This window comes from Streptococcus thermophilus, from assembly GCF_010120595.1.
Taxonomy (GTDB): Bacteria; Bacillota; Bacilli; order Lactobacillales; family Streptococcaceae; genus Streptococcus; species Streptococcus thermophilus.
On record NZ_CP038020.1, the window covers coordinates 978632 to 995712 of the forward strand.

A 17081-nucleotide genomic window follows, 5' to 3' on the forward strand; every position below is an offset into this window, starting at 1 on the left:
TCAAGTATTTCTATCTGTTACACAATGCTATTGAATGATTTAGGATACAAAGTACCTTTGTACGAGGTTTATGAAAGAGATTCACTTCCAGCTGATGGCTTGAGTGTTTCCTATTTACTGACTCTAAATAAAAAATTTAATGTAGATATGAAGGCGTATAAAGCTAATTTTGACGAAGTTGTAAGTCTAATACGTGCTAGAGGCAATAACAGGATGATTGTTCATTGGAATAATGATCATTTTGTCGTCCTAGAAAAAATAACCAAAAATTATATAAAAATTGTGGATCCTGCAATAGGAAGAATTAAATTTAGTAAGGAGGAATTTTTAGAGCACTATTCTGGAACGGTTATTACCGTCTTCCCGACTGTTGATTTTCATCGTCAAAAAGTGAAGACGCTATTTTTTAAATATTTTAAAAACACACTTGATGTAAGAGTAATTTTCTCTTTTTTGATTTCGCTACTTTTGATTGAAATTAGCATTTTACTATTTTCGATTGTGATAAGAAATATGATGGCTGGAGATTTAAAATTTATATCAAGCCTTCTCTTATTGTTTACTATTATGTTACTACAAGTTGTTGGATATTATATTAAGAATTTTGCGCTAGAAAAATATAATAGTAATTTTGATAAATCTTATACAACTATCTTATTTAAGAGATTACTAAATAAACCATTATTATATTTTAGAAATCATACCAATGGAAGTGTTTCTGAAAAAATCAGTTTCAGAACGACATTGAGAGATAGTGTAGCATCAAAATTAATCCCTTCAATAATAAGTCTAGTTTCATCATTTGTAATTTTTATATATTTGGCCATAATATCTTTTAGACTAACTATTATTTTGGTTTCTATGATTGTATTATATTCTTTAATATCATCTGTTTTATATCATAAGCAGAACGAATATAATCAATCCTATCTACAATACCTAATTGATTTTAACTCAGATTTTCAATCTGATCTAGAAGATATAGATTACATTAAAGTAATGAGAAATGAGAGGGGAACGGAAGATAGATGGATAAAAAATAATGATCGTTTGACAAGCAAATATTTCCAAATTTTAAAAGTTGAAAATTTTGTTCAACTTTTTGGAAGTATATTTAGCTATTTTAGTTTATCAGTTATTATTTTAGCAGTAATTTATAATAATAAATTTTTTAATGTTTCAATAGCAGATTTAGTATTATATCAAACAAGTATATCATTATTGATTTCATCTATTGAACAGGTGAAAACCTCAATTTTTGAAATAGCACGATTAGCTATATATGCCGAAAAGCAGGGGGATATACTAAAAGAAAATTTACCAATAAATGTTAATTTTGATTTAGATTCAAACTATATAATTCAGACTGAAAATTTAAACTTCGGTTATGGAAATGAATCGCTATATAAACCAGTTAATTTAAAAATTAGTCAAGGTGAAAAGATAGCAATTATAGGTAAATCAGGTAGCGGTAAATCTACATTGCTATTATTATTAACTGGCATGTTAAGATATTCTGGCAAGATTACATATAATAGTGAATATCTAGAAAACTATATGGGAGTTGTCTTGCAAAATATGACATTGAAAAAGGGAAGTGTATTAGAAAACTTTGAATATGACTCTTCTGATTTAACTAAGCTATCCAGAATACTTGTTGATACCACAGCAGATGAGGTCATTGCTAAACTTCCAAATAAATTACAATCGAAATTGTTAAAACAGGGAAAGAATCTTTCAGGAGGACAAATCCAGAAATTACTAATTGCCAAATCACTATTGAAAGGTGAAAAAATTATTTTTTGGGATGAAGCTTTTAGTAATTTGGACGAAGTGAGTAAAGATAAGATTTATGAAAATGTATTATTGGGAGATTTCTATAAGGAGCAAACAATGTTAATTGTAAGTCACCACTTGGATATTGTGAACTATGTTGGTAGTGTTATCTTTATAAATGATGAAACAGGTGAGGTCATTAAATCAACTCACGAGGATTTAAAAAAGAATAACTTGGACTACAAGAAATTTATTTGTAATAAAAGTGTCTAGTACTTTAGTGTTGGCATTAACAAAAATTTAAAACGAAAGGTATGGATTATACAATGACAGAAGTAATAAAACTAAAAAAATTGAAGAAAATTTTTAAAGGAGTAGCATCAGTTGATATAGAAAGACTTACAGTTAGAAAAGGGGAAATTTATGGTTTCCTTGGTCCTAATGGTGCAGGAAAAACTACGACAATGAAGATGATTCTATCATTAATTGAACCTACTTCTGGTTCAATTGAAGTAATGAACGCTCCAATTAACAAATCAAACGATTACCTAAAATATATAGGGTCAATGATTGAAGAACCTTCATACTATCCAAATTTAACAGGTTATGAAAATCTATTAGTTTTTCAAAAAATGTTAGGTTTTAAAGAAGAGAATATTTTAAAAACACTTGAACTTGTGGGATTATCAGAAGAAAAAAATAGAAAAAAATTAGTAAAAGCCTACTCTTTGGGTATGAAACAGCGTTTAGCCCTAGCATTTGCTTTAGTAAAAGAACCTCAGATATTATTATTGGATGAACCAACAAATGGATTAGATCCCTCTGGTATTCATGAGATACGTGAATTGATTATTCGTTTGGCTAAAGAGGAAGGACTAACAATTTTCATTTCTAGTCATATTCTATCTGAAATTGAGCTGATTGCTGATAGAGTTGGAATTATAAATCATGGGAGATTAGTATACGAGGGAGAAATTGAAAAAATAAATGCTAATAATTGGGTAGAGATTGAAGGAAAATTTGACATTGAAAAATTAAAAAATCTTTTTGGTGATAGTTTTAGTAATAGAAAAGTAGAATATACTGCAAAACTTATTAAAATCTGGAATGCTAATAACGAGCAAATCGCTAATATAGTCCGTTCCTTGGTTGAACTAGACTTTCCAATTTTTCGTGTAGAACATAGAAAAGAAAATCTCGAAGATATATTTTTAGAATTAACTAAGGAGTTATAAAATGGTTAATGCTTTACAAATAGAATTATTGAAAAGTCGTAGGACAAAATCGTTTATTATTACAATATTCCTCATGTTAATTGGATTCTTGTGGAATACAGTTAGTACTGGTAGTGAAATTAATTCAGTAAGTTATGACGGAGTTAGTGTGCTATTTAATAATCAAACAATGAATAGCTTTTTTCTTCCCATAGCTATTAGTATTTTCACTAGCCGTATAGTTTCTAATGAACTTGAAGGACAGACATTTAAGCTACAGGAATCAAACGGAATTACATTAACTCAAATTTTTTACAGTAAATTAATTTTATCAACTGTTTTCTTTTTGATATTGGCTATTTTAGAAACAGTTGCAACGAATGTATTTGCAATGGTTAACGGAGTAAGTGTCCCTCTAACAATCACTATTCTTCAAATTTTAGGACAACTATTGTCAAGTTTCAGTCTCATTTGCCTTTATTTAACTTTCGCAATGTTTACTGATAAACAAGGCTTATTGTTATCATCAGGTTTTATAGGTGGCTTTATAGGTTTAATATTAGCATCCAAATCTACAATATTGTGGACATTCGCTATACCGTGGGTTGGCTGTTCTTATTTGTCTCCTTACAAATTTACTCTAATAAATAATTCAAGCTATCTTTATAAATTTGACCAATCAATATACTTTAGACTTTTAATATATCTAATTTATTGTTTACTGTTATATCTTCTTGTAAGAGGTATATTTTTGAAGAAAGAGAGACAAAGAAAATGAGACATTATATTTCAGCTGAATGGAAAAAGCTGAATAAAATTCAGCTTTTAATAATTGGTGTTGTTTTTGTAGCATTATCAAGTTTTATTGGCTTAGGTACCTATTTTGCTAATCAATCAGTTTTAATTGATGGTACACAGGATAAAGTGATGTGGGGACAATTAACTTTCTATTATACTCAAATTCTTTATCCTCCAATGCTCGCAATTTTTATAGCAATATCTTTAATTCAAGAGTTTGAAAGAAAAAATTTGGAAATGTTACGTTCAAATGCAGTATCTATCAAAAAGTTACTGATAAGCAAGCTATTTACCGTTACTGCATTAGTCATTCCAATTCAATTCCTCGTACTAATTGTTTATATTGTAGCTTTAAAAGTAGCTAATGTTGAACTCTCTTCTTTTGTCCTATTAACTTTAAAATGGACACTTTTATCTATTTTGAGCTCTTTATCAATTTTATGCATACAAGCGTTTGCCTATGCTAAAACTAGAAGTTTTGGTCAATCAATTGGCATTTCAGCTTTAGGCGCTATGGGCGGGTTCGTCTTATTGTTTTTGAATGTAAACTTAAATAAATTTTACCCATATTCTCAACCTATGATAGCATTGAGAAGTAGAGCTTTAGAAGATTTTTCACTATTAGAACTTACTATTTTTATCTTTGTTAATCTTCTGTTTAGTGTGATTTTTTACAGATTAACATGTTATGAACTAGAAAAAAGAGGATGATGTAATTATGTAACTGCCTTAAATTAGACCAATTAATTGATAAATAAAATTTAGTATCTAATTGTTGTTATCTAACAATATACATGTTGCTCGCATGATAGTTAATGCTAGTCGAAAGAGCATTCCTTGTGCGATAACGTTTTAACCGATATAAGCTTTACTAATTCTCAGTCTTACTATCAGTATAAATAAGAATTGTTTCAGTTTTCTCGCTGTATCAATTACAATAAGGCGTTTTCTACTTCGTGAGTTTATTATTTTCTATTACTTTGCTAAATCGGTTTACGTTTTTTCAATTGCGGTCTAGATATTATTGTTTTGTCATTTAGATTGCCTCTAGTTTTTTGTAGTGTAATCAAGTAGTTATAGGATGTTATGAATATATGTTCTAAAATGAATCAATATTTTATAGTCATTAGTTCGCGATAAATAATTTAAAGTGATGTTGTCATATTATGACAATTTTCGAGATTTTTTCTCAAAGTGACATATACTTTTTCTTAGGAGAAAGCTAGATGTACCAACGGATAATAGATTTGAGGGAAGATCATGATTTCACTCATAAGTTTGTTGCAAATTTACTTTCCTTTTCTCATACAAATTATGCAAAAATTGAGAGAGGAGAGGTTGCCTTAACGGCAGATGTTCTTGTGCAGCTTTCTAAACTCTATAACGTTAGTACAGATTACCTATTAGGGTTAACAGATTGTCCAGATAGGATAAAACATAAAATAAAATAGTCTCTCCTTGATTTGTTCATTGACAACTGAATAAACCGAGGTGGGACTTTCTTATTTGTCGAGCAATTTAGTGCGATTCGCTGTGATAGGAGCGATAACAATCAGCTATAAAATAGAGTGGTTCTCTATCTGCCATGACATATCAAATGAGGACAATGATACTTCTGAACGTTCAGGCTGCCAGCGTAAAAGGACAGTGGGTGAGACGCCCATGAGTGATTTAACCAATCATACCTACTGAGGAAATAATTTTTTTGACAGGAGTGGAGGTATGAAAACAGTAACATATAAAAACTTGATGAATATTGGTTTTCCTGAACATACGGCAAGAAACATCATTAGAGAAGCAAAAAGAATAGCAGTAAAAAAGTTTGAAGAAGCTCGCAAAGTTGACCATAATGCGGTACAATTAAGTAAATCGCCCTTTGACAATAGAAGACTTGGTATTGCTCCTAAAGATATAGTAGAAGAGTTAATCGGAATTTCACTCTCTGAAGACAATTTAGAAAGTGAGAATTAAAGATGGCTACAAAAAATCAAAAAAAGTATAAAGGTGTTTATTGTGATAAGAATGGCAAGATATTTTATCAGGCTGATCTTGGTGTTGATCCAGTAACAGGTAAACGAGTTCAAAAGAAAGCTAGAAAGAATCAGTATGGTAAGCCATTTACTACAATGAAAGAAGCGTATGATGAACTGGTTCGAATTAGGTATGAGTTTATTAATAACCTTAGTATTGAAAATTATAATATAACATTTGAAAGTTATATGAATACCATTTATCTAAGAGCTTATAAGCAAAAGGTACAAGCTGTAACTTATAAAACTGCTTTGCCACATCATAAGTTATTTATTCAGTATTTTGGCTCTAAACCTTTAAAAGGCATAACAGCTAGAGATTGTGAATCTTTTAGATTGCACATCATTGAGCATTATTCTGAAAATTATGCAAAGAATTTATGGTCACGATTTAAGGCTTGTATGGGATATGCTGAGAGATTAGGATATATTTCATCTATGCCATGCAAGGCGTTAGATAACCCTAGAGGCAAGCACCCTGATACTCCATTTTGGACTTATATTGAGTTTCAGAACTTTATTAAATCATTTGATTTACAAGATTACGAAGATTTACAAAGATTCACAACTATTTGGTTATATTATATGACAGGTGTTCGTGTAAGTGAAGGTTTATCGTTATGGTGGGAAGATGTCGATTTTGAACATAAATTCTTGAAAGTTCATACAACCTTAGAGAAGGATGAAAATGGAAATTGGTATCGTAAAGACCAAACCAAAACACCTGCTGGAGAACGCCTCATTGAACTGGATGATGTGACAATATCAGTATTGGAAAATTGGCGAAAAAATCAAGTTGCCAATCAAGATACAGATTTCATTATTTCACGATTTGGTGAACCGTTTTGTAAATCAACGATCTGTCGAATCATTAAGAGAAAAGCTAAAGAAGTTGGAGTACCAGTGATAACAGGAAAAGGATTGCGGCACAGTCATGCTTCCTATCTCATAAATGTTTTGCAGAAAGATATTTTATATGTGGCAAGACGAATGGGACATGCTGATAAGTCTACAACCTTAAATACATATAGTCACTGGTTTAATGCATTAGATAAAACAGTATCAGAAGAAATCACCCAAAATGTAATTAGTGCAGGACTGGATTCCATTTTATGCCAAAATTCCTGCCAAACTCTGAGTAAAGGCTAAAAAGCCAATTATACCGCCAACAGAGTAACGTGTGTTATTGTTACTCTTAAATAATAGAGTATCGCAATTTGATTGCGGAAGCCTATTAAATCAAGGTTTTAGAATTGCTTAGAGCGATAAAAAATCGGGGGAATGTTATTATTCCCCACCAACCCCCCCAAGATTTAATCTTGGTGGGGTTTGTTTATAAGGCTCTTTGTCAACTGTAGTGGGTAGATTAAAAGCTAACACCTAGAGAGGACGAACTTCGTCCTCTCTTTCTTTATGTTCAATGCAATCAAAATCCGTTTTTTAAAGTTTTCAAAGTTCCTGAAACCAAAGGCATTTCTCATAATGACTTTGATGAGATTATTGGTAGCTTCCAGTTTGGCGTAGGAATAAGGCAATTCCATGGCGTTTAAAACCTTGTCTTTATCCTTTAAAAATGTCTTAAATACCATCTGGAAAATAGGATTAACAGTGGCTATTTCCTGTTCGATGAGACTGAAGAAATGATCTGAGTTTTTCTCTTGGAAATGGAACAAGAGAAATTGATAGAGTTCATAGTGCTGTCTGAGTTCATCTGAGTAGGATAGGAGTTTTTCGAGTATTTCCTTGTTAGTCAAATGCATTCGAAACATAGGACGATAAAATCGTTTATCGCTGAGTTTACGGCTATCTTGTTGTATCAATTTCCAGTAACGTTTCAAGGCTCGGTATTCCTGCGATTTTCTGTCGAATTGATTCATAATTTGAATACGGACACGGTTCATAGCGCGACTAAGGTGTTGCACGATATGAAAGTGATCGAGTACAATTTTTGCATTCGGAAAAAGCTGTTTAGCAAGTTGATAATAGGGACTAAACATATCCATGGTAATCACTTTGACCCGATTTCTAACTTTTCTAGGATAGCGTAGAAAGTGGTTTCGGATGGTTGCTTGGGTTCTTCCGTCGAGAATGGCGATGACATTTAGGGAGTCGAAATCTTGAGCGATGAAGCTCATTTTCCCCTTCTTGAAGGCATACTCGTCCCAACTCATCACCTCAGGTAGGGCATTCCAATCCGTTTCAAACTTGAACTCATTTAGCTCTCTCATAACTGACGATGTTGAGATAGATAGCCTGTGTGCAATATGTTTCATTGCTTGATTTTCGATGAGTAATTGTGCGATTTTCTGGTTAACAGCGACAGAGATTTGGTGGTTCTTCTTGACAAGAGGAGTTTCAGCGACCGCCATTTTTCCGCAATCTTTACACTTGAAACGACGCTTTCGAAGACGGATAAGTAAAGGGTAGCCAGCAGTTTCTAAGTAGGGGATTTTAGAAGTTTTCTGGTAGTCGTACTTAGCCATTTGTCCCTTGCATTTTGGGCATTTAGGGGCTGTGTGATCCAAGTGACCGTGGAGTTCTAAGTGAGTTCCCATATCATATTCATCAGTGATAGTGATATTTTTGTCTTTAATTCTGAGAAAATTTGTGATAAGATTTAGTTGTTCCATATGAGTCTTTCTAAAATGATAGTTTGAGCACTTTTTATTATAGGTCATATGGGACTTTTTGTATATACTCAAAAAGGCTCCATAATTTCCATGGTGGATTTACCCACTACAGAAATTATAGAGCCGTTTATAACCATCAAGGATTAGATTGCGAAGTAAACTAATTTGCAACAATGAAAAGAGGAAATCAGTGTATTTCTGCCACTTCTTTTTATATGATAGTTTTGTCATTGTCAATTAAAAGTATCAAAGAGAAGATTCTGAAATAATTATTTTTCTTCATCAAACTGAATTATAAATATTGTCTTGTGTTAAAATAATCATAAATAATGCTTAGATAAAATCCTAACTTTTATTATAGTTATAGGAGGGTGATAGAGTGGAATTAAGTTATCGTGGTAGTGGTTCTGTCCTGGTCAAGCATTTTTGTAACACCATTGACTAAATAAAATTATTTCAATCGTTTTTCTAGAGGTGTTAGGTGGTTATTATAAGAATGAGGTCTAATTTGATTATACCAAACATAGGCAAAGTCGTTTATAGCTTGGTCCAGTTCCTCGATGGTATCATACCGATGTTGATAAACTTCTTCAGCTTTTAATGTATTGTAATAACGTTCCATTGGAGCATTATCATACGGAGTACCCGCACGACTCATACTTTGAGAAATGCCCAATGATGAACAAAATCTCGTAAATTCTAGTGAGGTGAATTGTACACCTAGATCTGAATGAAGTATCAGTTTAGATGGATTACAATGCTGAGCATGAATTGCTTTATTAAGGGTTAGTTAATAATATATTCCTTAGTCATAATTATATTTTTGCTGATTTTTAGTCATAAATTAAATTACTTCTCCAGGATTGTCATTTTACCGTCAATTATCTGATAAACTTTGTCTGCCATATCTTTTAACCTTAAGTCATGAGTAACTACAATAATAATTTTATTTCTTTTGTGCGCTAAATCTCTGAGTAACTCGATTACTTTCATGGATCTATCTGTATCTAATGCGGCTGTGGGTTCATCTGCTAAAATATAGTCAGGATCAGTGTATAATGCTCTAGCAATTGCCACACGCTGCTTTTGTCCACCAGAAAGTTGATTAGGATATTTTTTTAGCAGTTCTAAAAGTCCTAAATCAGAAAGAAGCTCATGCAATTTTTGTTCAGTCAAATTTTGTTTTTTTAGTTTATCTACGAATTTAAACTGTTCTTCGACCGTTAAAAATGGGACTAAGTTATAAGATTGTAAAATAAATCCTATTTTTTCCAATCTTAATTTTGTTTGTTGTTTTTTGGACAAACTGTTAATTGTACTGTCATTTATTTTTACGTCACCATTAGTTGGTGTCTGTAGTCCGCCTGCTATAGTCAAAAATGTAGTTTTTCCTGATCCTGATGGCCCTACAACTAAAATAAGCTGACCGCTTTCTGCTTCGAAATTAATATTTTCTAGTGCTACGTACTTACTACCCCCCTCACCAAAAATTTTTGTGACTGAGTCGAAAATGAGATTTGACATGAAATTAACCTCCAATAATTTTGTAAGGATCAACTTTGGCAATTTGGCGAATTGGTATCAACGCACCCAACAAGGACATAATAATAATACCGATTCCAGTTACAATAATATTACTTTTATCGATGACAATGGGTACCTCGCTGGGTAACGTAATAGCTGTTATTTCACCTAATATAATGGCTATAATAACGCCAATAACTGACATAATAAATGATTGAAATAACGTACTCAAAACAAGATATTGCGTTGAGACTCCTTGCGCCTTCAAGACACCTAAGTTAGGTAATTTTTGAACGGTCAGAATATACAAGAAAATTGAAATAACAATTAGAATAATAATATACAAAAAACCAATCATGAAGTTGAATGTGAGTTGTTGTGCACTATATCCGGGTAATTTATTAATAAATGAGTCAATGCTTAACTGAATAGTCCCTTTTGGTATTTTTGAATTATTTAACGTATTCTTGAATACCACAGCATTTGTTACACCTTTATTCAGTGATTGAATAGTGTCTGGTGAAATATAAACCACGGGAAGAGCACTTAAAGTTGCCCTGGGTGTAAAACCTGTAATTTTAATCCTCAATGATGAATTAGCAACTAACAAGTGGTCACCGATTTTGAATCCATCACGTTTGAATTTATCCGATACGACGCCGGCATTGTTTCGGACATTTTTACTACCACTTGTTATTTTCAATTTTTTAAATATGAACGATTTGGAATCAAGAGCTACTAATTGAGTATTCTCTTTTAATCCATTTTCTGATTTTACAAGTGTACTATACTGTGAAATTCTGGTTCCATTATTGGGTAAACTAGCAACCTGATCCTGTGAAAGAAAAGATTGTTGTAAACGTCCTTCAGAATCACTATTTAAGACAATACTTGAAGCATCCCACTCGTTAATTGCCGCTTTGTTTAGGTTAGCTAAACCAGTGGCTAAACCAGTAAGAATAATCAAAAGATAACTTACTAAAAATATAAGTGCCACTATTAGGCTATAACGCAATTTTTCATGTAGCATCTCTTTAATAGCTAAAAACATAATAATCTCCTGTCATTAATTCTATTTATTATTAGTGTATCACTTAATGTGTTGAAAAGGTTTTTAATAGTACTAGTAATTTTTATTGGGGTGTCACATATACTCTTTTTGATAAATCAACGAAGTTATTTTTCATTAATTTTGTGCTGATTTACTATTTTGGAATGAGAAAGAATTTGACTTTTAAGGAAGTAGTCAGGAGAAACAGTTTTAAAACATATATTTGGGATGTGTTTTTCATTTTATCTATAATTATGGTAATATATTTATTATCAAATAATATTAGAATTATTATATAACAATAGGGGCAAATCAATGAATTACGTTATTTTTACTTATTCTATTATTTTATTGCTTTCAACTTACTTTGGACGTAAGAAGAAGCTGGGAGTATCAACTGTTTCAGTGGTCTTAGTTTTTATTTTATGTTTCTAAGCGTTGTTTGGATTATCTTATTCGAATATTTTTCTAAAGCTATCGATATCAATAATTTTGTTATTAGTTTCGGTTAGCTTTTTCTCTGATAGAAAGAAAAGTGAAAAGAAAATTCATTATACTCACCATTGTGTCCGATTTCTTATTCATTTATTAATGATTAGGTGTCTATTTTTATAGTTTTAAAAATTTATGAATGCCATTTTATCTTTTTTCTTTACCTATAAAAAATAGCCAAGTAGGAATATTATAAAATGACAATTATTATTTGTGGCAAACTAAACTTTAAATTTTGCCCCGAATTGGCCACACTTTTAAAAGAACCAATAGGAACAATGAAGATTTCTTGCTATATAATGAGTTTGGATAAAACCTTATATTTGGCGTTTTTAGATACATTGGGAATCTTGATGCATAAATTGGCTATGCTCAGCAAGCTAAGCTTTTTAATGTTCGTCCGTCTTGAATGTGTAGTCGAACAATTTTTTGTCGTGTTTCGTCTGGATAGTGTTTCATGTTATGTCTCCTATTCTAATGAATAGTTTAACTTATTAGGTAGGAGAGTGTTACAAATTTACTATACCAGAACATACACACCAACAGTTACACCAGTAACACCAGAAGGAACACCTGCAGAATCTGAAGGACCTAAAGGACAACCACAAACAGGGACACCAGTCTTCATCCTAGGAAATCCAAATGTACCAATTGATGAAACTGTTAAACGAACATTTGACGATGGAACAACTGAGAAGAAAGTACCAGACGAAGGTATATATACAATCGATGAAAACAGTAAAGTAACCTTCACACCAGAACCTGACTTCGTAGGTAAAGCAACAGGAGTAACAGTTAAACGTGTAGGTAAGAACGGAATGCCAGTAACAGCTACTTACACACCAAAAGTTCATCCTGATACTTCATTCGTTGATAAAGAGGGTAACTCACTTTCACCAACAGAAGATGGAACTAAACCTACTAAAGATATCCCAGGATACAAGATTGTTAAAACTGAAGTAGACGAAAAAGGAAATACAAGACATATCTATGAAAAAGTCATAACAACTTACAAAGATAAAGATGGCAATGTAATTCCAGGAACAACTACTAAGGAAGGTACAACTCCTAAGAAAGATATTCCAGGTTACCGCTTTGTAGAAACTAAGACACTTCCAAACGGAGATACAGAGCACGTCTACGAAAAAGTTAAGGCAAGTTATAAGGATAAAGATGGTAACGAAATTCCAAACTATCCAACAGAAGACGGCGAACAACCTAAGAAAGATATCCCAGGCTACCGCTTTGTAGAAACTAAGACCCTTCCAAATGGCGACATCGAACACGTTTATGAGAAAGTTTCAACACCAGCTCCAACAACCTTCACCTTTTCCTCAACCAACTCCAGGTAAGCAAAGTACAACTACTTGGGCTGATGACAATGGAAATCCATTGAAACCAACTGAACCAGGCTCTAAAGAACCGGGAACAGTTTCAGGTTACGAATATGTGAAGACTGTGACTTATCCAAATGGAAATATCAAACATATCTTCAAAAATGTTGAAATGCCGACTCCAAGACCGGTTGAACCAAGTCAACCAGCAACACCAAAATATGTTGAAGGTCAAAAAGAGTTGCCAAATACAGGTACAGAAGACAATGCTAGCCTAGCAGCACTTGGACTTCTTGGAGTATTGAGTGGATTTGGTCTTGTAGCTCGTAAGAAGGAAGATTAATTAAATCTTTCTGATAAACGAATATAATAGAAAACCAATGATGTAAAAATCATTGGTTTTTTGAAATTTACAAATGTTTTCTGAAAATGAGTTGGCTAACTTTTTATAAAATGGTAAAAATTATTTTAATATTACAAAAAAAGGTAGATACTTAAAAACAAAAATATAATTACTACTATAAATAATTTTTGAAAAATAAAATTTAGTTATTATAGTCTAAATTTTAAATGGAAAATTTGCTTATAATACGGAAGTGTGATACGATTAAATTATTTTCAAAGTATATAGTTTCGGCATAAAAACATTGTTACATTAAATGTTAAAATTACCGTTTTTTTTTTAAAAATTAAGTATTTTGAAAAATAAAACAATTTATAAGGGGGTTATTACTCATATGCGAGGGAAACAACAAGATTTTCGAACAGAGAAGTACATTCGTTACGGTATTCGTAAGTTCAGCTTTGGAGCAGCATCAGTAGCAATTGCTGTTGGTTTAATGTTCTTAGGTAATGGCGTAGTATCAGCGACGGAAGTACAATCAGCTGAAACAGCTATTACAACATCTGCTTCTAGTCAAGGTGACAAGGAGACGGAAAAGGCTGAGCCTAAAGCAGAAACAGTAGAAACTGTGAAGCCAGAAACTGTGAGTCCAGAGACTATAAAGCCAGAAACTGTGAATCCAGAGACTGTGAAGCCAGAAACTGTGAATCCAGAGACTGTGAATTCAGAGACTATGAAGCCAGAAACTGTGAATCCAGAAACTGAAAAAGCTACAGAAGTGAAATCAGAAGTTGCAGCTACAAAGGCAGCAACTAAAGCAACTCTAGCGAATACAGATGCTAGTCAAGCCGATGTAGATGCACAAGCAGAAACTGTATCAGCTTTGAGCACAGCTGTAACTGAATCAAATACTGCTGAAAAGAAATTAAGACCAACTGAAATTTATACAACTAATGGTACTCCAGGTACCGCCGGCACTGCAGTTAAGACAAATGCAAAGTATGCAAATTCTGTGGAAACAGTGGATAATAACAAGCGTGGTAATAGAGAGAATACAGATTCTATTAACCAAAGACGAAGAGTCAAAAGAAGTGCAATAGATACAACTAAGTTTGCTCAAAACTACGATAGAAAGGTATTGTCAGGTTCAGTTACCAATACGGGTTTCTCAGTTAGTGATCCAGATTATCCATCTGGAATGTGGATTGATCCAGATAAATCTCATTACAGTTATGAATGGGTGCAAACAAAATATCATGGAAACCAGATTGTTCTTTCAACTAATCGAACGGGCGATGGAATTGTTTATGTAACGGAATTATCGCCATCAAATAAAGTTTTAAAACAATACACTTTAAATCAAAATACTAAGGTACCATCTGCTGTATTTGATAGCACTACCTACTATAATGATACTTATTATGCGATGGTTGAAAGTTTAAGAGATCCTCTTGCTGTTAAATATATTGCTAGTAAATATGATACTGGCTACTACAATAAACTATCCTATATGGTACCCAAATTGATCACACAAACAACCTATTTTGTTGATAAAGATGGCAAGCAAATCACCGACAGTAATGGTAATCCGGTTGTTCCTTATACACAAAAAGGGTTAGTCGGCCAAAAATATACGACGAGTCCCATACTTATAAATGGTTACTATGCTACTGCATCTTCTAATTCAAATGGCACTATGTCACCATACGGAGAGATTGGTGCTAGTTATGTTAAAGACTTTCATGATGGAATAGTTGTTACTTACACTCAGACTGGTTCAGATGGAACAATGTCTGCTTCAATTGCACAAAATGGAAAAGTTCTCGAAACATATACAAATATAAAGCCCTCAGATCCTGTGATAAAGTATCAAGTAGGTTATACGACAGTCGCAATTAAAAATCCATATATTCCACAAACCTCTGATGTTAAGTATGTTTACAGAAAGCTCGGCAACTGGGTCGTCTCTAATCCTGATGGCTCGACAAAATCAATTATTTATCCCAATGATCCTATTGACCCTACTAAGATTGCTGATTCATCTGTGCCTGGTTACCCGGTTATTGATTTTCTTCCTGGCTATACACCTAAAGACCATATGGGGACTCCTTTGGTGCCAGTTGATCCCGATGACCGTACTAAGGGCTATATTCCGCCAATACCTTCTGATATTGGTAAAGATACAACGATCACCTATACAGCAGATACTCAAAAAGCAACAGTAACTTATGTTGTAGAAGGAACAGGAACAGTACTTCACACAGATAACCTAGAAGGTAAATCTGGAGAACCAATTGATTACTCAACAGTAGCTAAGCTTGCTGAACTTAAAGCTCTAGGGTATGACCTCGTAACTGATGGATTCACAACAGCTACAGATAAGAACTTCGATAAAGATACGAAAGTAGATCAAAGCTTTGTAGTAACGGTTAAACCACACGTTGAACCAATCAAACCAGTAGATCCAGAAAATCCAAATGATCCAAATAAACCAAAACCAGGTGATCCAATCGATCCTAACAACCCTGATGGACCAAAATGGACAGAAGATCTCATTAAACAGATTGATACAACTCGCCACGTGAACCGTACAATCACATCCGTTAACGAAAAAGGTGAGGAAGTAGCTCAGAAAGTAACAGATAAAGTTACATTCACTCGTGAAGGTAAGATTAATTCTGTAACAGGTGAAATCACTTACGGCAACTGGACAGCTAAAGATGGAGATACAACATTCGATAAAGTTGAATCACCAGTAGTTCAAGGCTACATCCTGAAAGATGCTAAACAAAAAGAAGTAGCAGCTACAACAGGATTAACGGTAGACTCTAAAGATGAAAATATCGAAGTTGTCTACACTAAACTTGGTTCATGGGTACCAAAAGTACCAGAAGGATTCGAGGAACCAAAACTTGATAAACCTCAATATCCAAACGATCCAACAGATCCAACAAAACCAGGAACACCAACAACAGTGATTCCTCAAGTGCCAGGAACAACTCCAAAAGATTCAAATGGAAACCCACTGAAACCAGTAGATCCAAACGATCCAAGTAAAGGATATGTTCCACCAACACCTGAAAACCCAACAGAAGATACACCAATCAACTATGTTCCAGTACCACAACCTGTAAGACCTACAGATAATGGAGATAATAATGGAACTCCAACAACTGCAGCTCAACCAGCATCACCTTCTACACCTCAATATATGGATGGCAAACGTGAACTTCCAAATACAGGTACAGAAGATAATGCTAGCCTAGCAGCACTTGGACTTCTCGGAGTATTGAGTGGATTTGGTCTTGTAGCTCGTAAGAAGAAAGAAGATTAATCTTTCTAATTGATACGATTTGTTTGCAATGAACATATCTTCCTTAAAACTGATGAATCGAATGATTCATCAGTTTTTTTACTTTATCTATGAAAGGAATATGTGCACATTGAACTAAAGGAAGTATATGTAATTTAATTGAAATAAAATTATACTAATTTATTCTTGGTAAAAATACAAAAATATATAATCTCTTCAGGAAACTAAACTGAAAATTGAATTCTTAATTTATTATAATAAATATCATATATTGAGTGTAATTGGGATGGCTATAAACCTTATAAAAAGCTTCTCAACGCCTATGAAACACTTTAAAAAGTTGAATATGGAAATTAGTATTCTAAGTAGCAAGCAAATATGGTTGCTGGATTGCGTAAAATTGATTTAGACGATGTAACTTTAGAAGTATTAACTAATTGGCGTGAGTTCAAGTGTAAAATGACGAAGATGATTATGTTTTAGCTCGATTTGGCAATCCCTTATTTAAATCAATTATTTGCCGTATTATTAAACGACAGGCTGAGATTGTGGATGTTTAAAGGAATCCTAGAAAAG

The 17081-nt window shown here is 32.9% G+C and carries 12 protein-coding genes and 2 pseudogenes; 10 read left to right on the forward strand and 4 right to left on the reverse strand.

Going from position 1 to position 17081, the window contains the following annotated elements; translation table 11 throughout:
* Positions 1-24 precede the first annotated feature (24 nt).
* The 7 genes from E3C75_RS05175 (at position 25) to E3C75_RS05205 (ending at position 6967) form a co-directional block, all read left to right on the forward strand.
* A complete protein-coding gene (locus tag E3C75_RS05175; protein WP_111679382.1) occupies positions 25-2049 on the forward strand; it encodes a cysteine peptidase family C39 domain-containing protein in 2025 nt (674 codons plus the stop codon).
* A 53-nt stretch (positions 2050-2102) separates the two neighbouring features.
* The gene (locus E3C75_RS05180) at positions 2103-3011 is read left to right on the forward strand and encodes an ABC transporter ATP-binding protein (protein ID WP_111679384.1); all 909 of its coding nucleotides are present in this window, start codon (positions 2103-2105) and stop codon (positions 3009-3011) included.
* A gap of 1 nt (position 3012) precedes the next feature.
* Complete coding sequence (locus E3C75_RS05185; RefSeq protein WP_111679386.1) at positions 3013-3768, forward strand: ABC transporter permease; 756 nt, start codon at positions 3013-3015, stop codon at positions 3766-3768.
* Complete coding sequence (locus tag E3C75_RS05190; protein WP_111679388.1) at positions 3765-4499, forward strand: ABC transporter permease; 735 nt, start codon at positions 3765-3767, stop codon at positions 4497-4499. Before E3C75_RS05185 ends, E3C75_RS05190 begins: the two co-directional genes overlap by 4 nt.
* A 515-nt stretch (positions 4500-5014) precedes the next feature.
* The gene (locus E3C75_RS05195) at positions 5015-5239 is read left to right on the forward strand and encodes a helix-turn-helix domain-containing protein (protein WP_111679390.1); all 225 of its coding nucleotides are present in this window, start codon (positions 5015-5017) and stop codon (positions 5237-5239) included.
* A gap of 271 nt (positions 5240-5510) precedes the next feature.
* Positions 5511-5759, forward strand: coding sequence for a DUF3173 family protein (locus tag E3C75_RS05200; protein WP_000860228.1), 249 nt, complete (start codon positions 5511-5513; stop codon positions 5757-5759).
* A 2-nt stretch (positions 5760-5761) separates the two neighbouring features.
* Positions 5762-6967, forward strand: a complete 1206-nt coding sequence (locus tag E3C75_RS05205; RefSeq protein WP_111679392.1) for a tyrosine-type recombinase/integrase — start codon at positions 5762-5764, stop codon at positions 6965-6967.
* A gap of 224 nt (positions 6968-7191) precedes the next feature.
* Here E3C75_RS05205 and E3C75_RS05210 read toward each other — a convergent pair whose 3' ends face one another.
* From E3C75_RS05210 to E3C75_RS05225, 4 genes and pseudogenes are all read right to left on the reverse strand, one after another.
* Positions 7192-8448 carry an ISL3 family transposase gene (locus tag E3C75_RS05210; RefSeq protein ID WP_172451562.1) on the reverse strand — a complete coding sequence of 419 codons (1257 nt, stop codon included), beginning with the start codon at positions 8446-8448 and terminating at the stop codon, positions 7192-7194.
* Between the two features lie 451 nt (positions 8449-8899).
* Positions 8900-9235, reverse strand: a pseudogene (locus tag E3C75_RS05215) (integrase core domain-containing protein); the annotation flags it as partial.
* Positions 9236-9297: 62 nt separating this feature from the next.
* Positions 9298-9972, reverse strand: a complete 675-nt coding sequence (locus tag E3C75_RS05220) for an ABC transporter ATP-binding protein (RefSeq protein ID WP_011681376.1) — start codon at positions 9970-9972, stop codon at positions 9298-9300.
* A gap of 4 nt (positions 9973-9976) precedes the next feature.
* On the reverse strand, positions 9977-11023 hold the full coding sequence (locus E3C75_RS05225) for an FtsX-like permease family protein (protein WP_038694561.1): 1047 nt from the start codon (positions 11021-11023) through the stop codon (positions 9977-9979).
* 689 nt (positions 11024-11712) lie between these two features.
* Between E3C75_RS05225 and E3C75_RS05230 the strand changes: the two genes are divergently transcribed.
* The 3 genes and pseudogenes from E3C75_RS05230 (at position 11713) to E3C75_RS05245 (ending at position 16526) form a co-directional block, all read left to right on the forward strand.
* Positions 11713-12000 (forward strand): hypothetical protein, encoded by a 288-nt coding sequence (locus E3C75_RS05230; protein ID WP_011680866.1) that lies wholly within the window; start codon positions 11713-11715, stop codon positions 11998-12000.
* Between the two features lie 39 nt (positions 12001-12039).
* Positions 12040-13192: pseudogene (locus tag E3C75_RS05235) on the forward strand (MucBP domain-containing protein); the annotation flags it as partial.
* Between the two features lie 394 nt (positions 13193-13586).
* Complete coding sequence (locus E3C75_RS05245; protein ID WP_111679398.1) at positions 13587-16526, forward strand: mucin-binding protein; 2940 nt, start codon at positions 13587-13589, stop codon at positions 16524-16526.
* The last annotated feature ends 555 nt before the right edge of the window (positions 16527-17081 follow it).

Bases quoted from the DNA above. Each gene is read 5' to 3' on its own strand.
- E3C75_RS05230 (WP_011680866.1), top strand. From the start codon at position 11,713: ATGACAATTATTATTTGTGGCAAACTAAACTTTAAATTTTGCCCCGAA.
- E3C75_RS05190 (WP_111679388.1), top strand. From the start codon at position 3,765: ATGAGACATTATATTTCAGCTGAATGGAAAAAGCTGAATAAAATTCAG.
- E3C75_RS05225 (WP_038694561.1), bottom strand. From the start codon at position 11,023: ATGTTTTTAGCTATTAAAGAGATGCTACATGAAAAATTGCGTTATAGC.
- E3C75_RS05195 (WP_111679390.1), top strand. From the start codon at position 5,015: ATGTACCAACGGATAATAGATTTGAGGGAAGATCATGATTTCACTCAT.
- E3C75_RS05245 (WP_111679398.1), top strand. From the start codon at position 13,587: ATGCGAGGGAAACAACAAGATTTTCGAACAGAGAAGTACATTCGTTAC.
- E3C75_RS05210 (WP_172451562.1), bottom strand. From the start codon at position 8,448: ATGGAACAACTAAATCTTATCACAAATTTTCTCAGAATTAAAGACAAA.
- E3C75_RS05175 (WP_111679382.1), top strand. From the start codon at position 25: ATGCTATTGAATGATTTAGGATACAAAGTACCTTTGTACGAGGTTTAT.
- E3C75_RS05220 (WP_011681376.1), bottom strand. From the start codon at position 9,972: ATGTCAAATCTCATTTTCGACTCAGTCACAAAAATTTTTGGTGAGGGG.
- E3C75_RS05185 (WP_111679386.1), top strand. From the start codon at position 3,013: ATGGTTAATGCTTTACAAATAGAATTATTGAAAAGTCGTAGGACAAAA.
- E3C75_RS05205 (WP_111679392.1), top strand. From the start codon at position 5,762: ATGGCTACAAAAAATCAAAAAAAGTATAAAGGTGTTTATTGTGATAAG.
- E3C75_RS05180 (WP_111679384.1), top strand. From the start codon at position 2,103: ATGACAGAAGTAATAAAACTAAAAAAATTGAAGAAAATTTTTAAAGGA.
- E3C75_RS05200 (WP_000860228.1), top strand. From the start codon at position 5,511: ATGAAAACAGTAACATATAAAAACTTGATGAATATTGGTTTTCCTGAA.